The organism is Streptomyces sp. NPDC007991 (assembly GCF_042958445.1).
Classification (GTDB): domain Bacteria; phylum Actinomycetota; class Actinomycetes; order Streptomycetales; family Streptomycetaceae; genus Streptomyces.
Genome location: NZ_JBIBJD010000026.1, coordinates 22,555 through 45,227, shown reverse-complemented (window position 1 = coordinate 45,227; position 22,673 = coordinate 22,555). Strand labels below are relative to the sequence as shown.

Here is a 22,673-nt window from a genome sequence, read left to right as displayed (position 1 = left end):
CCCTCTCACCGGGGGTCGCGCAACCACGGGCGGCCTTCTCAGGCCCCGGCGGCGAGCCGGGCCGCGTGGGTCGGCGCGTCCGGCACGTGGGCCGGGCGGCCCACGGCGAACTCCTTGCGCAGCACCGGTACGACCTCCTCGCCCAGCAGGTCGATCTGCTCCAGCACGGTCTTCAGCGGCAGCCCGGCGTGGTCGACCAGGAACAGCTGCCGCTGGTAGTCGCCGGCGTACTCGCGGAAGGCCAGTGTCTTGTCGATCACCTGCTGCGGGGAGCCCACGGTCAGCGGCGTCTGCGCCATGAAGTCCTCCAGCGACGGCCCGTGCCCGTACACCGGCGCGACATCGAAGTACGGCCGGAACTCACGCACGGCGTCCTGCGAGTTCCGCCGCATGAACACATGCCCGCCGAGCCCGACGATCGCCTGCTCGGGCGTGCCGTGCCCGTGGTGCGCGTACCGCGTCCGGTACAGCTCGACCATGCGCTTGGTGTGCTCGGCCGGCCAGAAGATGTTGTTGTGGAAGAAGCCGTCGCCGTAGTACGCGGCCTGCTCGGCGATCTCCGGCGAGCGGATCGACCCGTGCCAGACGAACGGCGGTACACCGTCCAGCGGGCGGGGCGTGGCGGTGAAGCCCTGCAGCGGTGTACGGAACGTCCCCTCCCAGTCGACGGCCTCCTCGCGCCACAGCCGGTGCAGGAGGGCGTAGTGCTCGATCGCCAGCGGGATGCCCTGCCGGATGTCCTGGCCGAACCAGGGGTAGACGGGGGCGGTGTTGCCGCGGCCCAGCATCAGGTCCACCCGGCCGTCGGCCAGGTGCTGGAGCATCGCGAAGTCCTCGGCGATCTTCACCGGGTCGTTGGTGGTGATGAGGGTGGTGGCGGTGGAGAGGATCAGCCGCTCGGTGCGGGCGGCGATGTGGCCGAGCATGGTGGTCGGGGACGACGGCACGAACGGCGGGTTGTGGTGCTCGCCGGTGGCGAAGACGTCGAGCCCGGCTTCCTCGGCCTTCAGCGCGATGGCGACCATGGCCTTGATGCGCTCGCGTTCGGTCGGCGTCCGGCCGGTGGTCGGGTCGGGCGTGACGTCGCCGACGCTGAAGATCCCGAACTGCATGGTCGCTCACCCTCCAGGTTGTTTACCCTTCAACCATACCTGCGGGTCCCGGCGTGCGAAGCTGCCCCCATGCAGATCGTGCGTTCCGTCGCCCTCTTCGTCGTCGCCGCCCTGCTGGAGATCGGCGGCGCGTGGCTGGTCTGGCAGGGCGTGCGCGAGAGCAGAGGCTGGCTGTGGGCGGCCGGCGGCGTCCTCGCGCTCGGCGCGTACGGCTTCGTCGCGACGTTCCAGCCCGACGCCCACTTCGGCCGCGTCCTCGCCGCGTACGGCGGGATCTTCGTCGCCGGTTCGATCCTGTGGGGCGTGGTCGCGGACGGCTACCGCCCCGACCGCTGGGACATCACGGGCGCACTCGTCTGCCTCGCGGGCATGGCAGTGATCATGTACGCCCCGCGGGGAAACTGACCGGCACCCCGGGCCGGGGGCTCACAACGGCTCGTCGGACAGCAGCCCCAGCTGCCCCAGGAAGTCCATCTCGTCGAAATACAGGCGGTAGTCCACGATCCGGCCGTCCCGCACGGTGGCGATGTCCACCCCGCGGATCCGGATCTCCTTCTGCGTCGGGGGCAGCGTCTCACCGTTGGGCAGCTCCAGCGGCCCGGTGTTGCGCCCGCTGAAGATCCCCTCGTCGATGGCCGTGTCACCGACCTCGTAGGAGTGCAGCGACTGGAACGTCGCCTCGGGGACCGCCTCCGTCATCGCCCGCCAGTACTCCACGATGCTGTCGCGCCCGCGCAGCTCACCCTCGTCGGGGGTGAAGGCGACCGCGTCCTCGGCGTACAGCTCGCCGACGACCTTCAGGTCGGCGTGCGTGGTGACCGCGTCGGTGAGCCGGTCCATCACCTCACGTGCCTCGCCCATGATCCACCTCCGGAGATGTGCGGGGGATCACCCGCCCTCATTCTCCCACCGCGGGGCCCGCATATCCTGGCCGCAAGCGCACAGGCCGACGCCGGCCCGACACCGCACACCACGTCCGAGGAGCTCCCATGGCCACCGACGCCCCGCCCGCAGCCTCCCGCATCGCCGTCGTCACCGGTGCGAGCAGCGGAATCGGCGCCGCCACGGCCCGGCGGCTCGCCGCCGCGGGCTACCGCGTCGTGCTCACCGCCCGCCGCAAGGACCGCATCGAGGCGCTGGCCGAGGAGATCACCGCGGCGGGCCACCAGGCCACGGCGTACGCCCTCGACGTCACCGACCGCGCGGCGGTCGACGAGTTCGCCACGGCCTTCAAGACGATCGGCGTACTGGTCAACAACGCGGGCGGCGCTCTCGGCGCCGACCCGGTCGCGACCGGCGACCCGGCCGACTGGCGCCAGATGTACGAGACGAACGTCATCGGCACGCTCAACCTCACCCAGGCCCTGCTGCCCAAGCTCATCGCGAGCGGCGACGGCACGGTCGTGGTCGTCTCCTCCACCGCCGGCCACGGCACCTACGAGGGCGGCGCGGGCTACGTCGCCGCCAAGCACGGCGCGCACGTCCTCGCCGAGACGCTGCGCCTGGAGATCGTCGGCCGGCCGGTCCGCGTGATCGAGATAGCCCCCGGCATGGTCAAGACGGACGAGTTCGCCCTCACCCGCTTCAACGGCGACGAGGACAAGGCGGCCAAGGTCTACGAGGGCGTCGCCGAGCCCCTCACGGCCGACGACGTCGCCGACACCATCACCTGGGCGGTCACCCGCCCCAGCCACGTCAACGTCGACCTCCTCGTCCTGCGCCCCCGCGCCCAGGCCTCCAACACGAAGGTCCACCGGGACCTGTGATGCCCGACGCCGACCGGGAGCGGGAACAACAGCGCCTCGCCCAGGAGACGAAGAACGAACGCCACATGTGGTGGTGGCTCGCCTACTTCCTCTTCGGCATCCACATCGTGGCGTTCGTCATGATCTACGCGGTGATGCACGCGCCGAAATAGGACCGGTCAGCCCTTCACGCAGACGACCTGCTTCAGCTTGGCCACGACCTCCACCAGGTCCCGCTGCTGGTCGATGACCTGCTCGATCGGCTTGTAGGCGCCCGGGATCTCGTCCACGACGCCGGAGTCCTTGCGGCACTCCACGCCCCGCGTCTGCTCCTGAAGATCCTTCGTCGAGAACCGGCGCTTGGCCGCGTTGCGGCTCATGCGCCGGCCCGCGCCGTGCGAGGCCGAGTTGAAGGACTTGGCGTTGCCGAGGCCCTTCACGATGTACGAACCCGTGCCCATGGAGCCCGGGATGATCCCGTAGTCGCCGGAGCCGGCCCGGATCGCGCCCTTGCGGGTCACGAGCAGGTCCATCCCGTCGTAGCGCTCCTCGGCCACGTAGTTGTGGTGCGCGCTGATCTCCGGCTCGAAGACCGGCTTGGCCTTCTTGAACTCCTTGCGGATCACGTCCTTCAGGAGCGCCATCATGATCGAGCGGTTGTACTTCGCGTACTCCTGCGCCCAGAACAGGTCGTTGCGGTATGCCGCCATCTGCGGGGTGTCCGCGACGAAGACGGCGAGGTCGCTGTCGACCAGGCCCTGGTTGTGCGGGAGCTTCCGGGCCACGCCGATGTGGTGCTCGGCCAGTTCCTTGCCGATGTTGCGGGAACCCGAGTGCAGCATGAGCCAGACAGAATCGTTCGTATCCGTGCAAATTTCGACGAAGTGGTTACCTCCACCGAGCGTTCCCATCTGCTTCGAGGCACGTTCCTGACGGAACTTGACCGCCTCCGCCACCCCCTCGAACCGCCCCCAGAAGTCCTCCCACCCGGCGGTGGCCAGCCCGTGCAACCGCCCCGGATCGACGGGATCGTCGTGCATCCCCCGCCCCACCGGGATCACCTGCTCGATCCGCGACCGCAGCCGGGACAGATCCCCCGGCAGGTCGTTCGCCGTCAGGGACGTCTTCACCGCCGACATTCCGCAGCCGATGTCGACGCCCACCGCCGCCGGGCACACCGCGCCCTTCATGGCGATGACCGAGCCGACCGTCGCACCCTTGCCGTAGTGCACGTCGGGCATGACGGCGAGGCCCTTGATCCAGGGCAGCGTGGCGACGTTCTGAAGCTGCTGGAGTGCGGAGCCCTCGACCGTGGCCGGGTCGGTCCACATCCGGATCGGTACTTTCGCACCAGGTATCTCTACATACGACATAGCGTCCTCAATCCCCCGTAGACGAACAGAAGTCCTCAACAGCAAATACCGGAGCCAAGGTCCACGAAAGGGAATCCGGACCGGCGTCCACGGCAGTGCGTGCGATACACATTGTGTTCATCGGCTGCCCCGGGGCGGCAAGCCGATATCCGCGTCGAGAGGAGCCACCACGTGCAACGGAAGGCGTACGCACCCGGTATCGCCGCGCTCCTCGCGGCCCTGCTGGCCGGCTGCACCGGCGGCTCCGCCGACGGCGGCCCGGCGGACGACTCCAACCCGGGCGACACGGGCACGGCCTCGGCCGCCGCCGAGCCGGGCAAGTACCGCACGCTGCCCGAACCCTGCGGCGCCGTGAGCCAAGGCTCCCTCGACGAACTCCTGCCCGGCATCCGGCAGATCACCGACGCGGAACAGCGCGAGAAGGCGTACGAGGGCGAGGCGACGGTCACGTACGACACCGACCGCAAGGTCGGCTGCCAGTGGAAGGTCGACGCACAGCAGGCCACCGACCATCTGCTCGTCGACTTCGAACGGGTCGTCTCCTACGACAACGCCGTCAGTGACGACAGCCAGGCCGAGCAGCTCTTCGCGGAGAAGGAGGCGGCGGCCCACCTGCCCGAGCCGACCGCCACCGAGTCGGCACCCCCGGGCAGCACGCCGAGCGGCTCCCCGTCCCCGTCCGGCACCTCCTCACCCTCGCCCTCGGCGTCCGCCACCGCCTCCGCCACCCCGACCGACCTGCAGCCGCGCGTCCTGGAGGAGGTCGGCGACGAGGCCTTCCTCGACGACGAGCTGAGCAGCTCCGGTTCGACGGCCAAGCAGCGGACGGTGACTGTGGCATTCCGCACGTCGAACGTCATCGTGACCATCGAGTACGCCGAGCAGCCGGCCACCGTCGGCGTCGTCCCGGACAGCAAGGAAATGCAGGACAGGGCCCTGAAACTGGCCTCGCAGCTGGCCGATTCGCTGAGCGACTGAGGCCTCTTCACGCCCCCTTCACGCCCGCCCGTAAAGCACCCGAAGGAAGAACACACCGCTGCCTCACCGCGTACCGTGACCACTCGGACCCGTTCCGACCGCAGGAACCACGAGCGTCATGAGTGAAGGAACCATGCAGCGACGAGCACAGCGAGAGCAGCGAGATCAGCGAGCGAAGCGAGTCAACCGCGTCCTTGTCTGCGCGGCCGCCGTCCCCGTGATGCTGGTCGCCGCCGGCTGCTCCTCGGACTCCGGCTCCGGCGACAGCACGGACAAGGCCGCGAAGGCCGCCGCCTCGGCGTCCGCGAGCCCGTCGCCGACCGTGGAGGCGGCGGCGTACGGCAAGCTCCCGGAGCCGTGCAAGACGCTGTCGAAGAAGACGCTGGAAGACCTCGTCCCGAAGGGCAAGTCCGGCAAGGAGGGCAAGTCGGACGACATCTCGACCCGCGGCAACTGCTCCTGGAACAGCCTCGACAACAACGGCGTCAAGGGCTCGCAGTTCCGCTGGCTGAACGTGTCGATGCTGCGCTTCGAGTCGGACGTCACCCGTGGCCCGGCCGACAAGCTGGCCCAGGAGTACTTCGAGAAGCAGGTCCAGGACGCCCAGGCCGTGGCGGGTGCCAAGAGCACCAAGTCGGAGCCGGTGCCCGGGACCGGCGACGCGGCGACGGCGGTGCGTTACGAGCTGAAGAAGAAGGAAGGCACCTTCAAGCAGCAGACGGTCGTGGCACGCGTCGAGAACGTCGTCGTCACCCTCGACTACAACGGCGCGGGTCTGGCCGGCGACAAGAGCCCGAGCGCCGACGACCTGATGAAGGACGCGAAGAAGGCCGCCAAGGAGGCGGTGGCGGCGGTGTCCGAGGCGAACGGCGCGGGCGGCGGCAAGGCGAGCGGCGCCCCCTCCAAGGCCCCGTCGAGGTCGGCGTCCAAGTCGCCGTCGAAGCCGGCCTCCCCGGACGCCTCCGAGGAGCCCGCGAAGGACGCCTCGGCGTCGCCGTCGAAGAAGCCAGCGTCGAAGAGCTGAACAGCCCCGACCGGAACCGGCCACCCGTCCTCCGCACACATGTGCCACCCTGTTGCGCGCAACAACACGCAAGGGGAGGGGAGTACGGGTGGCCGCGCCACTACAGCTGACCCGGATGCACCGCGTTCTCATCGGTGTGGTCGTGGCCGGCGCCGTGATCATCGCCGGCATCGGCTTCGCCGGTTCGTACGCGGCGGTCCGCGAGTTGGCCCTGAAAAAGGGCTTCGGGAACTTCTCCTACGTCTTCCCGATCGGTATCGACGCGGGCATCTGCGTCCTGCTGGCCCTGGACCTGCTCCTCACGTGGATCAGGATCCCCTTCCCGCTGCTGCGCCAGACGGCATGGCTCCTGACAGCGGCGACGATCGCCTTCAACGGCGCGGCCGCCTGGCCGGATCCGCTCGGTGTCGGCATGCACGCGGTGATCCCGATCCTGTTCGTGGTCGCGGTGGAGGCGGCCCGTCACGCGATCGGCCGGATCGCGGACATCACCGCCGACAAGCACATGGAGGGCGTCCGCCTCACCCGCTGGCTGCTCTCCCCCGTCCCGACGTTCCTTCTGTGGCGCCGTATGAAGCTGTGGGAGCTCCGCTCCTACGACCAGGTCATCAAGCTGGAGCAGGAACGTCTCGTCTACCAGGCCCGGCTGCGTTCCCGCTTCGGCCGGGCATGGCGCAGAAAGGCCCCGGTGGAGTCGCTGATGCCGCTGCGGCTGGCCCGCTACGGCGTCCCTCTGGCGGAAACGGCCCCGGCGGGGCTGGCGGCGGCCGGCATAGAGCCCGCCTTGATCCCCCCGCCGCCGCAAACGGACCCGGCCGCGGACAGTCGTGCCGCCGGGGCACCCGTCCCACGGAGAGCGGCGCCTCCCGGCGAGCATCGCCCGCAACTCGAGAGCAACCAGGACGCCGGGCAACCGGACAACACCCCGGAGCCGGACCAGAGCCCCTGGTTCAACACGCCCCGCGAGGTCGAATACCAGGGCGGCTACGACCCGAACTACGATCCCGCGGAGCAGTACGCCCAGTGGATCGCGGAACAGCAAGAGGCCGAGCAGTACCAGACCCAGTACGAGCGGGAGCCCACCCCGGAGGACACCGGCAGCTTCCCCATCCCGGTGGGTCCCAACCGCACCCGGGAACTGGGCGACGGCGGCGGCACCCCACCGGCTCCCGAGCCGGACGAGGAGTCGTACTACCAGGTCTTCAAGAAGTCGATAGGCGGCACCGGCTACCCGACCCCGCGTGAGTTCAGCGAGAACGTCGAGGCGGAGTTCAGCCTCGCGCTGCCGCCCGACGAGGCCAAGCGCATGGTGAACCGCTTCACGAACCGCTACAACGCGGAGCTGGAGGAGGATCACATCGCGTAGGGGCGACCGCGTAGTCGCCCAGCGCGGGTTCCAGTAGGTCGAACACCTCCGCGGCCTCAGGCCCGACCAGGTCGGCGATATGGGCGTTGTCGTGCCCGGCGAGGGTCAGTTCCTGGATGCGCTGGAACAGCACCCGGTGGGCGGCCCCCAGTTGGGCGGCGACGGCGCGCGGGGTGATGGTGCCGGCGTCGGCACCGGTGACCGCCGCGAGCGTCTCGGCGAGTGCCCGCTCCCGCTGGTCGTGGAGGTCACGCAGCCGAGCGGTGAGGGTGGGACTCTCGGCGATCATCCGGGAGAACGCGGCGCCGCTGAAGCCCGCCACGGGGTCGCGCTCCCCGAGGGCGGCGAGGAAGGCGCGCCGCAGCGCCCCCAGCGCGGACTCCCCCGGCTCGCGCGCCGCGACGGCTCCGGCGAGGCCGGCGACGAACTCCTCGTGATGGTCGAGCGCCAGGTCCTCCTTGCGCGCGAAGTAGTTCGTGACCGTCTTCTTGGCGACCCGTGCCGCGGCTGCGATGTCCGCGATCGTCGTCTGCTCGAAGCCCTGCTCCAGGAAGAGCCGTGTCGCCTCGTCGGAGATCAGCTGCCGCGTCTCCTGCTTCTTGGACTCACGGAGCCCTGTCGTTTCGCCGGCCATGAGGAAATATTACACCGGTGGTAAAAATAGATTGACGCACTTCAGTGCCCGGACGTAATTTTACGCGCGTCGTAGTTTTCTTCCACACCGCACCGCACCGCATCGAGGAGCCCTGTGCAGATAACCGCCTCCACCGTGTCGCTCACCGTCGAGGACGTGACCGCGTCCCGGGAGTTCTTCACCACCCACCTCGGTTACCGGGAGCAGGCGTCCGCCGACGGGTTCGCCTCACTGACGCGCGGCGGATCGGCGGTCGACGTCGTGCTGCTGCGTCGCGGCACCGACGTCCTGCCCGCCGACCAGCGTGACCAGCGCGCCTCGGGTCTCATCCTGGCCTTCACCGTCACCGGGCTGGAGGCCGAGGAGCGGCGACTGCGGGAGCGGGGCGTCGCCATCACCATGCCGCTGCGCGAGGAGCCGTGGGGGGAGCGGCTCTTCCAGGTGACCGACCCCAACGGCGTCGTGGTCCAGTTCGTCGAGTGGGCCCGCCCGGCCGACGCCTGATCCGATCCCGTCCGGCGCCCGGTGTTCGCACCGGGCGCCCCCGTCCCTCACATACGCGGCGTTACTCGCCGAGCAGCTTGCGCACCCGCTCCTGCCCCACGGCCAGCAGCAGCGTAGGCAGCCGGGGACCGGTGTCCCGGCCCACCAGCAGGTGGTACAGCAGCGCGAAGAAGGACCGCTGCGCGGTCTTGATCTCCGGCGGCAGTTCCTTCGGCGTCGCGTCGGCCGGGAATCCGGCCTGGACCTTCGGCACGCCGTACACGAGGTGCGTCAGGCCGTCGAGCGACCAGTGCGACTCCAGTCCGTCGAGCAGCAGCCGCACGCTCTGCTGGGACGCCTCGTCGAGCGACTTCAGCAGCTCGGCGTCCGGCTCGTCGCGCACGATCGTGCGCTGTTCGGCCGGCACGTGCGTGTTGATCCAGGCCTCGGCCTTGTCGTACCGCGGGCGCGCCTCGTCGAGAGAGGTCAGCGGCTGCTCCGGGTCGAGCTCGCTCAGGATCCGCAGGGCCTGGTCCGCGTGCCCGGCGGTGATGTCGGCGACGGACGCCAGCGTCCGGTACGGCAGCGGCCGGGGCGTGCGCGGCAGCTCACCGGCTGCCGTACGCACCGCACGCGAGTGCGCGGCGACGTCGGCCGGCAGTGCGCCGCCGTCGGCGACCTTGGCGTCGAGCCGGTCCCATTCGTCGTAGAGCCGCTGGATCTCCTGATCGAAGGCGACCTTGAAGGACTGGTTGGGCCTGCGGCGGGCGTACAGCCAGCGCAGGAGCTGCGGCTCCATGATCTTCAGGGCGTCCGCGGGGGTGGGCACGCCGCCCCGCGAGGAGGACATCTTGGCCATGCCGCTGATGCCGACGAACGCGTACATCGGCCCGATGGGCTGCTTGCCGCCGAAGATCCCGACGATCTGCCCGCCGACCTGGAAGGAGGATCCCGGGGAGGAGTGGTCGACGCCGGAGGGCTCGAACACGACGCCCTCGTACGCCCACCGCATCGGCCAGTCGACCTTCCAGACCAGCTTGCCGCGGTTGAACTCGCTGAGTCGGACCGTCTCGGAGAAGCCGCACGCGGTGCAGGCGTACGTCAGCTCGGTGGAGTCGTCGTCGTAGGACGTGACGGTCGTGAGGTCCTTCTCGCAGTTGCCGCAGTACGGCTTGTACGGGAAGTAGCCGGCGGAGCCGGAGCTGCCGTCGTCCTCGGCGGCGGCGCCGGAGCCCTCGGCGGCCTCCAGCTCGGCCTCGTCCGCCGGCTTCTGGCCCTGCTGCTTCTTGGCCGGGGCCTTCTTCGTGCGGTACTGGTCGAGGATCGCGTCGATGTCGCCGCGGTGCCTCATGGCGTGCAGGATCTGCTCGCGGTACACGCCGGAGGTGTACTGGGCGGTCTGGCTGATCCCGTCGAACTCCACGCCCAGCTCGGCCAGCGAGTCGATCATCGCGGCCTTGAAGTGCTCGGCCCAGTTGGGGTGGGAGGAGCCCTTCGGTGCGGGGACGGAGGTCAGCGGCTTGCCGATGTGCTCGGCCCACGACTCGTCGACGCCCGCGATCCCCGCCGGCACCTTGCGGTACCGGTCGTAGTCGTCCCAGGAGATCAGGTGCCGCACCCGGTATCCCCGGCGGCGGATCTCGTCGGCGACGAGATGCGGGGTCATGACCTCGCGGAGGTTCCCGAGGTGGATGGGGCCCGACGGCGAGAGGCCGGACGCGACGACGACGGGTTTGCCCGGGGCCCGACGCTCCGACTCCTCGATGACCTCATCCGCGAAACGGGAGACCCAGTCGGTGGTCTCGGTGCTCTGAGCCACGATCGGCACGTCCTTCTTTCTGAACGGGTGAGGCTCCATTGTCACAGAACCCTCGTGCGGCCGGAAAACGGCTTTACCCCCCGTGGGATACTGGCGGGGTCTATCCATTCCCACGAGGAGAACGGCACCCTTTCCTATGGCTCCGGTCACGTCCCTCAGCGACTCCGTCGAACAGCAGCTCACCTCCGCGATCTCCGCCGCCCTGCCGGAGACCTCCGCGGACCCCCTGCTGCGACGCAGTGACCGGGCCGACTTCCAGGCGAACGGGATCCTCGCGCTCGCCAAGAAGGCGAAGGCCAACCCGCGGGAGCTGGCGACACAGGTCGTCTCCCGGGTCGAGTCGGGTGACGTGATCAAGGACATCGAGGTCTCCGGCCCCGGCTTCCTGAACATCACGATCACCGACCGGGCGATCACACAGAACCTCGCCGCGCGCTACGCGGACGACACCGGCCGCCTCGGCGTGCCGCTCGCCGAGCACCCGGGCACCACGGTCATCGACTACGCCCAGCCGAACGTGGCGAAGGAGATGCACGTCGGTCACCTGCGCTCCGCGGTGATCGGCGACTCGGTCACGCAACTGCTGGAGTTCACCGGGGAGACGGTGGTCCGGCGTCACCACATCGGCGACTGGGGCACCCAGTTCGGCATGCTCATCCAGTACCTGGAGGAGCACCCGCACGAGCTGGACCACAAGGCCGACGAGGTCTCCGGCGAGGAGGCGATGTCGAACCTGGACCGCCTCTACAAGGCGGCGCGCAAGGTCTTCGACGCCGACGAGGAGTTCAAGACGCGGGCCCGGCGCCGGGTGGTGGACCTCCAGGCGGGCGACCCGCAGACGCTGGCCATGTGGCAGAAGTTCGTGGACGAGTCGAAGATCTACTTCTTCTCCGTCTTCGAGAAGCTGGACATGGAGATCCGGGACGCGGACATCGTCGGCGAGTCCGGTTACAACGACATGCTCGCGGAGACCTGCCGCCTGCTGGAGGAGTCGGGCGTCGCGGTCCGCTCCGAGGGCGCGCTGTGTGTCTTCTTCGACGACGTCTTGGGCCCGGACGGCAAGCCGGTCCCGCTGATCGTGCAGAAGTCGGACGGCGGCTACGGCTACGCGGCGACCGACCTCTCCGCGATCCGCGACCGCGTCTTCACCCTCAAGGCGGACACACTGCTGTACGTGGTGGACGCCCGCCAGTCGCTGCACTTCAAGATGGTCTTCGAGACGGCCCGCCGGGCGGGCTGGCTGAACGAGGACGTCAAGGCGGTGCAGCTGGCCTTCGGTACGGTCCTCGGCAAGGACGGCAAGCCGTTCAAGACCCGTGAGGGCGAGACGGTCCGCCTGGTCGACCTGCTGGACGAGGCGATCGACCGTGCCTCGGCGGTGGTGCGGGAGAAGGCGCAGGACCTCTCCGAGGAGGAGATCGCCGAGCGGGGCACGCAGGTCGGCATCGGCGCGGTGAAGTACGCGGACCTGTCGACGTCGGCGAACCGCGACTACAAGTTCGACCTGGACCAGATGGTCTCGCTGAACGGCGACACATCCGTCTACCTCCAGTACGCCTACGCCCGAATCCAGTCGATCCTGCGCAAGGCCGGCGAGACCCGCCCGGTCGCGCACCCGGAGCTGGACCTGCACGAGGCGGAGCGCGCGCTGGGCCTGCACGCGGACGCGTTCGCGGCGACGGTGGCGGATGCGGCGGCGGAGTACGCCCCGCACAAGCTGACGGCGTACCTGTACCAGCTGGCCTCGCTGTTCACGACGTTCTACGACAAGTGCCCGGTCCTGAAGGCCGAGTCGCCCGAGCAGATCGAGAACCGCCTGTTCCTGTGCGACATCACGGCCCGCACACTGCACCAGGGCATGGCCCTGCTGGGCATCCGGACGCCCGGGCGGCTCTGATGCCCGGGCAGCTGTGACGCCCGGGCAGTTCTGACACCCCTGGGGTGGCCGACGTCCGTGTCGCCACCCCATACCGGTGACAACTCCCTTTCACCCCAGTACAGTTGTATATTCCTCCAGCGTCGCGGGCGGGGGACGTACCGGAGACGGTGCGGGTGATCGGGGGCACGGGGGATTCATGATCATCTCCGAGGAGTCGCGGGCCGCCGGGGCTACCGTTCTGGAGCGTGACCTGGCGGTACCGGGGCAGGGCACCGGCCGTTTCCGTCCGGGCGGCAATCCGCACACCGAAGAGCACACCACGGTGCTGCCGGAAGCGGCCAAGGCCGCCGCCCTGACGATCGAGCCGCCCGCCCGGCTGGACAACCTGCCCGTGCTGCCGTCGGCGCCGTTCGTCGGCCGTATCGACGACCTGGGCCGGTTACGCGCGTCCCTGCTGTCCGGCGGCGGAGTCGTCACGCAGACGGCCGCGACCGCGGTGAGCGGTCTCGGGGGGATCGGCAAGACCGCCCTGGCGCTGCGCTACGCCCACCGATGCGACGACTACCGGCTGGTGTGGTGGATCACCGCCGAGAGCGAGGAGCAGATCGCCTCCGGGTTCGGGGAGCTGGCCCTGCGCCTGTACCCGGACTGGGCCCGCGGGGCCACGGCCAAGGAGCGCACGGAGTGGGCGCTGGCCTGGCTGGAGGCGCACTCCGGCTGGCTGCTGGTGTACGACAACGTGGAGCGGCCCGAGCACCTCACCCCGTTCCTTGGCCGGCTCCTCGACCGTGGCCACCAGTTGGTCACGAGCCGGTGCCGCACCGGCTGGCCCGAGGGGGCCCGCCTGGTCAGCCTGGACGTGCTGGACCACGGGGAGGCCGTCGCCCTGCTGTGCGCGACGGCCGGCCGGGGAGAGCGCTCCGCCGCCGAACGGGAGCAGGCCGCGCGGCTCGCCGAGAACCTCGGGCATCTGCCCCTGGCGCTCACGCAGGCGGGCGCCTACCTGCGGGAGACCGGCATCGGTTTCGCGGCGTACCAGGCGAAGCTGGCCCGCGTCCCGGACGCCGTGCTCAACGACGGGGCGGGCCGCTCGGGCCGTACCATCGCCCAGATCTGGCGCACCAGCCTGGAGTCCATCCGGTCCCGTCACCCGCTGGCCGTGCGGTTGGTGTACACGCTGGCCTGGTTCGCCCCGGAGGCGACGCCGCGCGAGGTGCTGCGGCATCTGGGCCGGCCCGAGCGCGAGGTCGAGGAGGCGCTCGACGCCCTCCGGGACTACCACCTGATCACATCCGGGCCCGAGGGCCTCACCCTGCACCGCCTCGTCCAGCAGACGCTGCGGCTCGCCGAGCCGACCGAGGTGCCCGAGGCGCGGGACCTGGCCGAGCGGGCGCTGGCCGCGGAGCTGTCCGGCGCCCCGGCCGAGCGCGTCCGGCGGCTGCTGATCCACGTCCAGGCGCTCGCGGAGACGGGACCGGCGGCGGAACCCGCCGCCGAGGCGGTCGAGATGTACCGGCGGGGCGCCGACGAGCTGGTGGCGCGCGAGCAGCACGTCCTGGCGATCCCGCTGATGACGCGGGCCGTCGAGGGCAGCGAGGCGCTGTTCGGCGTCGACGACGACGCCACGCTCGACCATCGGGACCGCCTGGCGGAGTGGCACGCGAAGGCCGGTGATCCGGCGCGGGCGGTCCGGCTGTGCCAGAACGTCTATCTCGACCGGCGCCAGCGGTGCGACCCGGACGCCCGGGAGACCCTGGCCGCCCGGGAGCGGCTGGCGTACGCGTACCGCAAGGCGGGCGATGTGATGCGCGCGGTCGAGGAGCTGACGGCCGTCGTCGCCGACCGCCGCCGGACCCAGGGCGAGGAGCACCCGGACACGCTCGGCAGCCGCAACAACCTGGCCTACGCGCTCCAGACCGCGGGCCGGTACCAGGCCGCCGTGGAGGAGTTCGCGGCGGTCGTCGCCGACCGGGAGCGTCTCCTGGGGGCGGGGCACCGGGACACTCTCGCCAGCCGTACCAACCTCGCCTACGCCCACCGTGAGGCCGGTGACCACCGCACCGCGCTGGCCCTGTACGAGCAGGCGGTCGAGGACCGGCAGCGCGAGCACGGACCCGACCATCCCGACACGCTCACCAGCCGTGGCTGGCTGGCCGCCGCGCACTCCGCCGCGGGCGATCCTCGCCGGGCGGTGGCCCTGTACCGGGAGGTGGTCGCCGCCCGGGAGCGGGTGCAGGGCGCGGACCATCCGGACACCCTGCGCAGCCGCAAGGACCTGGCCTACGAGCTGGCCGAGGCGCACGGACCGGACGCGGCGCTGCCGGAGTTCGAGTCGCTGGCGGCGGACAGCGCCCGTATCCAGGGCCCCGACCATCCCTCGACCCTCGACTACCGCGACGACATCGCGGAGGCTCACCGGGAGCGGGCCGACTACGTCCGGGCGGTCGCGGGCTACGAAGCGGTGATCGCCGACTACACGCGGGTGCGGGGCCCGGACCACCCGGACACGCTGCGCGCGCGGGAAGCGCTGGCCTTCACCCGGCAGCTCATGGGGGACCACGCCCGCTCGGTCCGAGAGCGCCGGGCTCTCGTCGCGGACCGCGCCCGCGAACAGGGCGGCGATCACCCGGCGGCCCTCACCGCGCGCGCCCATCTGGCCTACGCCCTGCGCGAGGCCTCTGACCTCCCGGCCGCCATCGAGGTGTTCGAGGAGCTGCTGCGGGACCGCACCCGGGTACTCGGCCCCGAGCACCCCGATGTGTTCGCCACACGCGAGTCCCTGGCCCGCACGCGCCAGCGGGCGGGCGACCACCCGCGTGCGGTCGAGGAACTGGAGCACCTGCTCCGGGACATGGAACCGCTCCTGGGCCCGGACCATCCGCGCGTCCTGTCGATCCGCCACTCCCTGGCCCAGGTGTTCGTCGAGGAGGAGCGCTACGCGCGGGGGCTGGAGCTGTACGGCGGGCTCGTGGAGGTCTACGAGCGGGTCTACGGCCCCGATCACCCCTTGACGTTGGGCATGCGGTCGTGGCTGGGCGCGGCCTACCGCTCGGCCGGTGAGTACGGCCGGGCGGGCGAGGTGTTCGACGCGCTCCTCACCGACCGGACCCGTGTGCAGGGCTCGGACCATCCGGACACGCTGGAGACCAGCAGCTGGTGTGCCTTGGTCTTCCGCTCGGCGGGGCAGCATCAGCGCGCCATCTCGGTCTACGAGGAACTGGTCGAGGCCCGGACCCGGGTCCTGGGCGCGGATGCGCAGGCGACGCTGAACTCCCGCAACGGCCTGGCGCTGGCCCGGCTGGGCGCCGGCGACCACGAGGGCGCGATCGCGGGGTTCACGGAGCTGCTCGCCGACCGCCGCCGGCTACTGGGCGACGACGCCCCGGACACGCTGCTCATGCTGGAGAACCTGGCGGACGCCTGCTCGGCCGCCGAGCGGCACGACCGGGCCGTCGCCCTGTACGAGGAAGCCGTCGAGGCGTGGAACCGCATCTGGGGGGCCGATCACCCGCGCACGCTGCGCGCCCGGCGGGATCTGGGCCTGGTGCAGAAGGCGGCCGGCCGGCACCAGTTGTCGCTCACGACACTGGAGTCCGTGCTCGACGGGCGCAGGCGTCTGTTCGGGCCCGACCACCCGCAGGTGCTCGACGTCCGCTTCGACCTGGTCAGCGCGCACTGCGCGTCGGGCGACTACGGCCGTGCCGCCCAACTCGCCGGCCGGTTGGGCGACGACTGCTCGCGGGTGCGGGGCCGGGACCACGTCAGCACCCTGAACGCGCGCTCGTGGCAGGCGTACGCCTGGATGTGGTCCGGCGCGTACCGGCGGGCGATCGTCGCGTTCGAAGGGCTGGTGGAGGACCGGACCCGCTTCCACGGGGCGGATCACGGCGAGACGCTGGCGACCAGGTACCTGCTGGCGATGGCCATCGCCGAGCAGGGCGATTACGACCGGGCGGTCGTGCTCGGCCAGGACCTGGTGAACGATCTCGCCCGGTTCCACGGGGCCGACAGCCCGCGGGACTTCGACGACCGCACCATGCTGGCCCGCTGGCGGGAGCACACCAGGGACCGTGCGGGAGCGCTCCGGGACCTGGACGTGCTGCTGCGGGACCACGAGCGGTTGCTCGGTCCCGATCATCCCGACACCTTCGCCCTCCGGCGCACCATCGCCTGGGTCTGGCTGGGGTCGTCCACCGCCGGCCGGGCCGTCGCGACCGCCGCGAGCGTGGTCGACGATGCCACCCGGGTCCTGGGCGCTGACCACCCCAGGACGCTCACCGCGCGCACCACCCTCGCCGCCGCGTACAGCATGGCGGGTCAGGTCGCGCACGAGCTGCGGCTGCGGGCATCGCTCGTGGACGACCGCGCCCGGGTACACGGCCCCGACCACAGCTCGGTCCATGCCGCGCGCCGGAGCCTGATCTGGGCGCGGCTCCAGGCCGGTCAGCGCGTGCTGAGCGTACGGGACGCCATGGCGCTGGTCGACGACAGCGACCGCACACGGGGCCCGCAGCACCCCGACACCCTCGGATGCCGCAATCTCCTGGGGCACGCCTGCTGGGAGGCGGGCGACCCGCATCGCGCTGCCGCGGTCTTCGAGGAGCTGCTGAAGCAGTGCGAGGACGTCCTCCCCGAGGAACACGAGACGACGTTCTGGGTGCGCGGCAACCTGGCCTGGCTGACGGCTGACACCGGTCCGGCGGACGACGCGGTGCGGTGGGCGCGCAACCTCGTCGACGACGCCACCGAGCTGTTCGGCCCGGGCCACCGGCGCACCCTGGAAGTGCTGCCCGTGCTGGCGCACGCCCTGGCCCAGGCGGACGAGCCGGAGCAGGCGCTGGAGGTGCTGCGGGACCTGCTGCGCCGGGCCGCGCTGTTGCGGGCTCGGCTGGATTATCCGGAGACGGTCGACGACGTCGTCCGTGTCCATCACCAGGCAGCCGCGTGGGATGGCGAGCCGGCCTCGACCGGCGGTCCGGCGGAGGAAGAGGAGGAGCTCGACGGCGAATTCCACCGCCTGGGCGCGCTCGTGGAGTTGTTCGCCGTCCGCTTCGGCGGCTTCCTGCCCACCCTCGCCACGCAACTCGCCCACGCCCTGGCCGACGCGGGCGATCCCGCTGCCGCGGTGGCCCTGCTGAAGGCCGTGCACGCCGGACGCGCCCGGATGTTCGGCCCGGACCATCCGGACACCCTGGAGAGCCTGTCCGAGCTGGCCTTCGCCTGTCTGGAGGCCGCCGACCCGGACGCGGCACCGTCGCACGAGGAGCTGCTGGCGCGCTGGGAGCGGACCTTCGGCCCGGAGCACCCCGACACGGAGGAGCTCCGCTGGCGGCTGCGCACCGCACGGCCGGCCTGGCGGGCCCGGCTGACCCTGCTCACGGACGACGTGACCGCCGGCCGGCCCGTCACGATCGAGGTCGGGCTGGAGCGGGAGGACGGTACGCCGTCGGCCGTGCCGCCCCGGCTGCTGGTGGCCGTCAGCTGTCCCACGGCGACCATGGTCGATCCGGCCACGGCCGCGTACGACCCCGGCGGCGCCCCCACGCGTTTCACTCTGGCCGCCCCCGGGCCGGGCGCCCACGACGTCCGGTTCACGCTGTACGACCACGCCTCGGGGCTGGTGCTGCAGGAGCTGAAGACCGTTGTCCACGTGCAGGGTGCCAGGGAGGACTGACCCGGATGCCGCAGGATCTGGCCGTGGAGGTACTGAGGGACCCCTCCCACGGCTTCACGGGGGTGCCGCCGCAGCCCGGGAGCACACCGCGTCCGCCGGAGGGGGAACCGCCGGCGGAGCTGCGGGTGAAGCTGTACCGCACCAGCGAGAAGGTGCTGACGATCTTCGCCTGCGCCCCGGACGCGTCCTCGGACCCGGCCTTCCCGCGCTGGCACGAGGCGCCGCTGGAGGTCTCCCCCGACGACCTGCTGGAGCGGGCGGACCGTCTGCGCAACCGGTGGCACGACCTGGTGGTGTACTACCGCAGCGAGGGCGACGAGTCCGGGGCGCGGGTCGGCAGCCGGCCCTTCGCGGAGACCGCCGACCTCAGCGAACTCGCCGACCGGGCCGAGTCGGTGACGGCGAGGCTGGCCGAGGAGGGGTACGACCTGCTCGACGTGCTGCTCCACGGCAGCGGCTACGACCTGGGCCGGTTCCGCGAGTTCCTGCTGACCGCGCTCGCCGGCAAGGAGACGCTGCGGATCAGCTTCGACTCCCGGCTGTATCTGCCCTGGCCCATGCTCGCCGTGGATCCGGCGGCGTGTGCCACGCCCTGGGAGGCGTTCCTGGGCCACCGGCACCAGGTCGAGCAGACCACCACCGGCTATCCCTGGGACCACGCCCCGCTCGGCCGGCGCGACCTGGCCACCACCAGCCTCAACAAGGACGACTCCCTGGACCGCGTGGGCCGCGCGCGTGAGGTGCACAAGCTCCTGGAGCAGCGCTCGCGGTTGATCGTGCGCTCCCGTGGCAGCGACCTGTTGCACGCGCTGGCGGGGCCGGTGCTCAACGAGGACGTCATGTACTTCTGGTGCCACGGCCGCATGGTGCTAAGCGGCCCGTCGACCCCGGGTCTGTCCATCCGGCTCTCCGACGACGAGCACATCGACGGGCCGGTGGTGTCCCGGAAACGGCGCCGGTTCCGTCATGACTCCCGGGCCAGGTTCAAGCCGTTCGTCCTGCTCAACGCCTGCGGCACGGCACGGGCGGCGGCCCCCGGCAGGCTGAAGCACCTCGGGCAGGAACTGATCGACATGGGCGCGGACGGCGTCCTCGCCCCGCAGATCGACATGCCCCAGGAGTTCGCGACGGAGTACGCGTACGCCTTCCTCGACCTGTATCTGACCGGCCGTTACACCGCCGGTGAGATAAGCCGGCTGCTGGTGCGGCGCTTCGCCTCGGAGTTCCGCAATCCGCTCGCCCTGGCCTACTCGCTGCACTGCGGCATCGACAGCCGGCTGAGGCTCGTCTCGTGACCGGCCCGCTCACCCGGCTGCCCGCGCCCGTCGAGATCGACCTGGACGACAAGGGCCGGCTGACGCCGCCGGGCAGCGAGGTGCCCGTGCCCGCCGGCCGCGTCGCCGAGCATCTGGCGCGGAGCCTGGCCGTCCCGCGCTGGGCGACCGACATCCATGTGTACGTGCACGGCTGGCAGACCGCGCCGAGCAGCGCCACCCGGACCGCCCGGCTCCTGCTGCGGCACTCCCTGGACCTGTACGAGACGGCGCCGGACCGCTATCCGGGGCTGAAGGAGGGCTACCGCCCCTGGTGCGTGGTGGTGCGCTGGCCGTCCTCCAGCCTGCCCACGCTCAAGGGCTACCGCCGCATCCGCGACCGGGCCCACGCGATGAGCGCCGACGGCACCGGACACGCCCCGTACGTCCTCGGCCATCTGCTCGGCTACCTCGACACCGAACGCACCGATCCGACGGGGCCCGCGGTCCTGGCCAACCGGCACGGACAGTTCCTGCACCTCATCGGGCACTCCTTCGGCGGCCGGTTCCTGTGCGAGGCGGTGCAGCGGGCCGCCGAGAAGCCGCCCGTGCTCGGCTGGAGCACACCGCACGATCCGCGCCGCCCGTTCACCGTGGACAGCGCCCTGATCTTCCAGATGGCCGCCCCGCGCGACGCCTTCGTCCGGCACTTCGGCACGCTGTTCCCGCGCGACGGGCAGCCCGGCGCCCCCCTGCGCGGCCCGCTCGTCCTGACGCACTCGCGCTGGGACCGGGCCACGGGCTTCTGGCATCTGCGCGCCGAGAAGGCACCCGGGATCGGCCACTCGGGCGCCGGTGCGGCACCGGTTGCGCAGTTCACGACCAAGCTGCTGCCGACGTCCGAGGTCTACGAGCAGACCGACCTGGACCACCGGCTGGTCAACGTGGACGCCGACTGGCTCTACCGCGGCAGCCGCCGTACCCGGCTGCATCCCTCGGGCGCCCACTCCGACTTCCTGCGGCCGGAGTCCGCGCACCTGCTGCTGACCCTGGCGGAACGCTCACGCTGAGCCGTCCTCCCCTCATAAGTCAGCGCCGGGCCGTGGAGCCAGGCCAGGTTCTGTCCTCTTGAAGCAGGGCCGGCTCCTCTCCTCTCCAAGCAGCGTCATCCCGTCCGGCGCGAGGATGCCGAACTCCTCCTCCAGGAGCCGCCGCGCCTCCGCCTCACCGGTCACCTCCCGCTTGGTGACCGTCCCGTCGGAGCGGGTCTCCGTCAGGAGCCGGCCGTCGAGCAGGAGGTGCCGGGTGGCGCTGATGTGCTGGACGTAGAGGCGCCGGGCGAACGGCGAGCGCGGGTTGGTCGCGACGTGCCAGTTGATGACGTCGAAGTCGGGCTCCTCGAAGGGCTCCAGGGTGAAGGCGTACTGGCCGGTCCAGCCGTCCTTCGCCGCGTCGTGGGCCTGGAGCAGCCACATCTCCAGCGGCCCGTCGTGCGGCACGTGCACCAGGCGGTGGCGCCGCCCGGCCCCGGCGAACTCGACGTCCGCGACCAGCGGCACCGGCTCCAGCAGCGCGCCGATCGCCCCGAAGCCGACGTCCGCGAGGTAGGGCCGCCCTTCGCCGGGGACCTCGGCCAGCAGCGCCATGTGGGTGCGCGGCCGGCTCGCGAGGGTGTCGGCGCCGAGGGCCACCCGCGCGGCCAGCAGGGTCACCCGGAAGCCCAGCGCCTCCAGCGCGCGGGCGAACAGCGTGTTGTGCTCGTAGCAGTAGCCGCCGCGCCGGCTGTGGACCAGCTTGGCCATCAGGTCGGCCGGATCGAGGGAGGGAGCCCCGCCGCGCAGCGCGTCGAGGTTCTCGAACGGCAGGGCCCGCATGTGCGCCAGATGCACCCCGCGCAGGGTGGCCGGGTCGGCCCGCCGCTCCCCCTCCCACCCGATGCGCCGGAGATACACGTCGAGGTCGAACGGTATGGAGTCCAGCATGGCGTCACCGTAACCACACCCGATGCGCCTCGTCCGCGGGCCACAGTCGGAGGTCCGGATCCGACCTTGGGCCTAGGCCTCCGGCGCCCCCGCCCGCAGCCCCGCCCCCAGCCTGCGCAGCCCTTCCTGGATCTCCTGCGGTGTCTGCGTCACGAAGCACAGCCGCAGGGTCGTGCGGTCGGGCGGGCCGGCGTAGAAGGGAGCGCCGGGGACGTACGCCACGTCGTGCCGTACGACCCGGGGCAGCAGGGCCGTCGTGTCGTAGGGCTCCGGCAGGCGTGCCCAGAGGAACATGCCGCCCTCGGGCCGGGTCCAGGCCGACCCCTCGGGCAGCGCCCCGGGCAGGGCCGCGAGCATGGCGTCCCGGCGTTCGCGGTACACGCCGGCGACGCGCGTGACGTGGGCGTCCAGGTCGTGGTCGGCGAGGTACCGGGCCGCGGCGAGCTGGTTGACGGTCGGTGTGTGCAGGTCGGCGGCCTGCTTGGCGACGGCACAGGCGCGCCGCAGCTCACCGGGCGCGCGCAGCCAGCCCAGCCGCAGGCCGGGCGCCATCACCTTGGAGAAGCTGCCGAGCAGGACCGTGCGGTCCTCGGCGCCCGGGTGGGAGGCGATCCACGGCACGCGCTCACCGTCGTAGCGCAACTCCCCGTAGGGGTCGTCCTCGACGATCCACAGTCCGTGCCGCGCGGCGACGGCGGCCACGGCGGCGCGCCGCCCGGCGGGCAGTGTGCGGCCGGTGGGGTTCTGGAAGGTGGGCACGGTGTAGAGCAGCTTGGGCCGCTCGCGCACCACGAGCTCCTCCAGCGCCTCGGGATCGACACCCTGCTCGTCGCCGGGCACGGGCACGACCCGCGCTCCGGCGAAGCCGAACGCCTGAAGGGCCGCCAGATAGCAGGGGTTCTCGACGAGGACGGTGTCCCCGGGTTCGAGCAGCGCGGTGGCCAGGAGCGAGAGGGCCTGCTGGGAGCCGGTGGTGACGAGCAGGTCGCCGGGACCGGTCGGCAGTCCGCGTGCCGTGGTGCGCTGCGCGAGCGCGGCCCGCAGCGTCGGCTCGCCCTCGGTCGTGGAGTACTGCAAGGCCCGCGCGGGTTCCTCGGCGAGCACGTCCCGGTACGCGGCGGCGATGCCCGCCGCGTCGAACAGCTCCGGCGCCGGCAGCCCGCCCGCGAAGTTGATCACCTCGGGGCGGGCGGTGACGGCGAGGATGTCCCGCACGGGAGAACCGCCCACCGACCGCGCCCGCGCGGCGAGCGGCGGCACGGGAGAGGGGGCGGGCACGGGCTCGGTGACGGTCATGACAGGGTTCCTTCGGCTGCGGTGACGGCTGGCGGGCCGCAGCCTAGGGAAGTGC

Annotated in this window: 18 protein-coding genes; 11 read left to right on the top strand and 7 right to left on the bottom strand. The window is 71.5% G+C overall.

Translation table 11 applies throughout. From position 1 onward, the window contains the following. Positions 1–38: 38 nt before the first annotated feature. Complete coding sequence (locus tag ACFZDA_RS41210) at positions 39–1,112, bottom strand: CE1758 family FMN-dependent luciferase-like monooxygenase (RefSeq protein ID WP_391091637.1); 1,074 nt, start codon at positions 1,110–1,112, stop codon at positions 39–41. Positions 1,113–1,181: 69 nt separating this feature from the next. Here ACFZDA_RS41210 and ACFZDA_RS41205 point away from each other — a divergent pair, with 69 nt between their 5' ends. Further along, positions 1,182–1,517 (top strand): YnfA family protein, encoded by a 336-nt coding sequence (locus tag ACFZDA_RS41205; protein ID WP_391091634.1) that lies wholly within the window; start codon positions 1,182–1,184, stop codon positions 1,515–1,517. A 21-nt stretch (positions 1,518–1,538) separates the two neighbouring features. Here ACFZDA_RS41205 and ACFZDA_RS41200 read toward each other — a convergent pair whose 3' ends face one another. After that, on the bottom strand, positions 1,539–1,973 hold the full coding sequence (locus ACFZDA_RS41200) for a nuclear transport factor 2 family protein (RefSeq protein WP_391091632.1): 435 nt from the start codon (positions 1,971–1,973) through the stop codon (positions 1,539–1,541). A 128-nt stretch (positions 1,974–2,101) separates the two neighbouring features. Between ACFZDA_RS41200 and ACFZDA_RS41195 the strand changes: the two genes are divergently transcribed. Both ACFZDA_RS41195 and ACFZDA_RS41190 read left to right on the top strand, forming a co-directional pair. Next, entirely contained in the window at positions 2,102–2,878 is a 777-nt protein-coding gene (locus tag ACFZDA_RS41195) for an SDR family NAD(P)-dependent oxidoreductase (RefSeq protein ID WP_391091630.1), read from the top strand. After that, entirely contained in the window at positions 2,878–3,030 is a 153-nt protein-coding gene (locus ACFZDA_RS41190) for a hypothetical protein (protein ID WP_391091628.1), read from the top strand. The genes ACFZDA_RS41195 and ACFZDA_RS41190 overlap by 1 nt, the downstream gene beginning before the upstream one ends. 6 nt (positions 3,031–3,036) lie before the next feature. On the opposite strand, the gene ACFZDA_RS41185 is transcribed toward ACFZDA_RS41190, so the two are convergent. Then, positions 3,037–4,230, bottom strand: coding sequence for an RtcB family protein (locus ACFZDA_RS41185; RefSeq protein WP_391091626.1), 1,194 nt, complete (start codon positions 4,228–4,230; stop codon positions 3,037–3,039). A 171-nt stretch (positions 4,231–4,401) separates the two neighbouring features. Between ACFZDA_RS41185 and ACFZDA_RS41180 the strand changes: the two genes are divergently transcribed. The 3 genes from ACFZDA_RS41180 (at position 4,402) to ACFZDA_RS41170 (ending at position 7,598) form a co-directional block, all read left to right on the top strand. After that, positions 4,402–5,208 (top strand): DUF3558 domain-containing protein, encoded by an 807-nt coding sequence (locus ACFZDA_RS41180; protein WP_391091624.1) that lies wholly within the window; start codon positions 4,402–4,404, stop codon positions 5,206–5,208. A gap of 133 nt (positions 5,209–5,341) precedes the next feature. Further along, positions 5,342–6,232 (top strand): DUF3558 family protein, encoded by an 891-nt coding sequence (locus ACFZDA_RS41175; protein WP_391091622.1) that lies wholly within the window; start codon positions 5,342–5,344, stop codon positions 6,230–6,232. Positions 6,233–6,347: 115 nt separating this feature from the next. Beyond that, on the top strand, positions 6,348–7,598 hold the full coding sequence (locus tag ACFZDA_RS41170; protein ID WP_391091621.1) for a DUF2637 domain-containing protein: 1,251 nt from the start codon (positions 6,348–6,350) through the stop codon (positions 7,596–7,598). Here the strand turns inward: ACFZDA_RS41170 and ACFZDA_RS41165 are convergent. Next, a complete protein-coding gene (locus tag ACFZDA_RS41165; RefSeq protein ID WP_391091619.1) occupies positions 7,552–8,232 on the bottom strand; it encodes a TetR family transcriptional regulator in 681 nt (226 codons plus the stop codon). The genes ACFZDA_RS41170 and ACFZDA_RS41165 overlap by 47 nt on opposite strands. A 114-nt stretch (positions 8,233–8,346) precedes the next feature. On the opposite strand from ACFZDA_RS41165, the gene ACFZDA_RS41160 reads away from it, so the two are divergent. Further along, positions 8,347–8,736, top strand: coding sequence for a VOC family protein (locus ACFZDA_RS41160; RefSeq protein ID WP_391091617.1), 390 nt, complete (start codon positions 8,347–8,349; stop codon positions 8,734–8,736). Positions 8,737–8,797: 61 nt separating this feature from the next. Here ACFZDA_RS41160 and lysS read toward each other — a convergent pair whose 3' ends face one another. After that, on the bottom strand, positions 8,798–10,543 hold the full coding sequence (gene lysS / locus ACFZDA_RS41155; protein ID WP_391091616.1) for a lysine--tRNA ligase: 1,746 nt from the start codon (positions 10,541–10,543) through the stop codon (positions 8,798–8,800). A gap of 127 nt (positions 10,544–10,670) precedes the next feature. On the opposite strand from lysS, the gene argS reads away from it, so the two are divergent. The 4 genes from argS to ACFZDA_RS41135 all read left to right on the top strand — a co-directional run bounded on the left by argS (position 10,671) and on the right by ACFZDA_RS41135 (position 20,410). Continuing rightward, positions 10,671–12,431: an arginine--tRNA ligase gene (argS, locus tag ACFZDA_RS41150; RefSeq protein WP_391091614.1), complete on the top strand. Its 1,761-nt coding sequence runs from the start codon at positions 10,671–10,673 to the stop codon at positions 12,429–12,431. A gap of 178 nt (positions 12,432–12,609) precedes the next feature. Next, positions 12,610–18,087, top strand: a complete 5,478-nt coding sequence (gene fxsT, locus ACFZDA_RS41145) for an FxSxx-COOH system tetratricopeptide repeat protein (protein ID WP_391091612.1) — start codon at positions 12,610–12,612, stop codon at positions 18,085–18,087. 5 nt (positions 18,088–18,092) lie between these two features. Beyond that, positions 18,093–19,382, top strand: a complete 1,290-nt coding sequence (locus ACFZDA_RS41140) for a hypothetical protein (RefSeq protein WP_391091610.1) — start codon at positions 18,093–18,095, stop codon at positions 19,380–19,382. Further along, positions 19,379–20,410: a hypothetical protein gene (locus ACFZDA_RS41135; RefSeq protein WP_391091609.1), complete on the top strand. Its 1,032-nt coding sequence runs from the start codon at positions 19,379–19,381 to the stop codon at positions 20,408–20,410. The genes ACFZDA_RS41140 and ACFZDA_RS41135 overlap by 4 nt, the downstream gene beginning before the upstream one ends. Positions 20,411–20,422: 12 nt before the next feature. On the opposite strand, the gene ACFZDA_RS41130 is transcribed toward ACFZDA_RS41135, so the two are convergent. Continuing rightward, positions 20,423–21,322, bottom strand: a complete 900-nt coding sequence (locus ACFZDA_RS41130; protein ID WP_391091607.1) for an arylamine N-acetyltransferase — start codon at positions 21,320–21,322, stop codon at positions 20,423–20,425. Positions 21,323–21,394: 72 nt separating this feature from the next. Continuing rightward, positions 21,395–22,618, bottom strand: a complete 1,224-nt coding sequence (locus ACFZDA_RS41125; protein ID WP_391091606.1) for an aminotransferase class I/II-fold pyridoxal phosphate-dependent enzyme — start codon at positions 22,616–22,618, stop codon at positions 21,395–21,397. Between the last annotated feature and the right edge of the window lie 55 nt (positions 22,619–22,673).

Bases quoted from the DNA above. Each gene is read 5' to 3' on its own strand.
- ACFZDA_RS41205 (WP_391091634.1), top strand. From the start codon at position 1,182: ATGCAGATCGTGCGTTCCGTCGCCCTCTTCGTCGTCGCCGCCCTGCTG.
- ACFZDA_RS41200 (WP_391091632.1), bottom strand. From the start codon at position 1,973: ATGGGCGAGGCACGTGAGGTGATGGACCGGCTCACCGACGCGGTCACC.
- ACFZDA_RS41175 (WP_391091622.1), top strand. From the start codon at position 5,342: ATGCAGCGACGAGCACAGCGAGAGCAGCGAGATCAGCGAGCGAAGCGA.
- argS (WP_391091614.1), top strand. From the start codon at position 10,671: ATGGCTCCGGTCACGTCCCTCAGCGACTCCGTCGAACAGCAGCTCACC.
- ACFZDA_RS41210 (WP_391091637.1), bottom strand. From the start codon at position 1,112: ATGCAGTTCGGGATCTTCAGCGTCGGCGACGTCACGCCCGACCCGACC.
- ACFZDA_RS41195 (WP_391091630.1), top strand. From the start codon at position 2,102: ATGGCCACCGACGCCCCGCCCGCAGCCTCCCGCATCGCCGTCGTCACC.
- ACFZDA_RS41165 (WP_391091619.1), bottom strand. From the start codon at position 8,232: ATGGCCGGCGAAACGACAGGGCTCCGTGAGTCCAAGAAGCAGGAGACG.
- ACFZDA_RS41170 (WP_391091621.1), top strand. From the start codon at position 6,348: ATGCACCGCGTTCTCATCGGTGTGGTCGTGGCCGGCGCCGTGATCATC.
- fxsT (WP_391091612.1), top strand. From the start codon at position 12,610: ATGATCATCTCCGAGGAGTCGCGGGCCGCCGGGGCTACCGTTCTGGAG.
- ACFZDA_RS41190 (WP_391091628.1), top strand. From the start codon at position 2,878: ATGCCCGACGCCGACCGGGAGCGGGAACAACAGCGCCTCGCCCAGGAG.
- ACFZDA_RS41185 (WP_391091626.1), bottom strand. From the start codon at position 4,230: ATGTCGTATGTAGAGATACCTGGTGCGAAAGTACCGATCCGGATGTGG.
- ACFZDA_RS41140 (WP_391091610.1), top strand. From the start codon at position 18,093: ATGCCGCAGGATCTGGCCGTGGAGGTACTGAGGGACCCCTCCCACGGC.
- ACFZDA_RS41130 (WP_391091607.1), bottom strand. From the start codon at position 21,322: ATGCTGGACTCCATACCGTTCGACCTCGACGTGTATCTCCGGCGCATC.
- ACFZDA_RS41125 (WP_391091606.1), bottom strand. From the start codon at position 22,618: ATGACCGTCACCGAGCCCGTGCCCGCCCCCTCTCCCGTGCCGCCGCTC.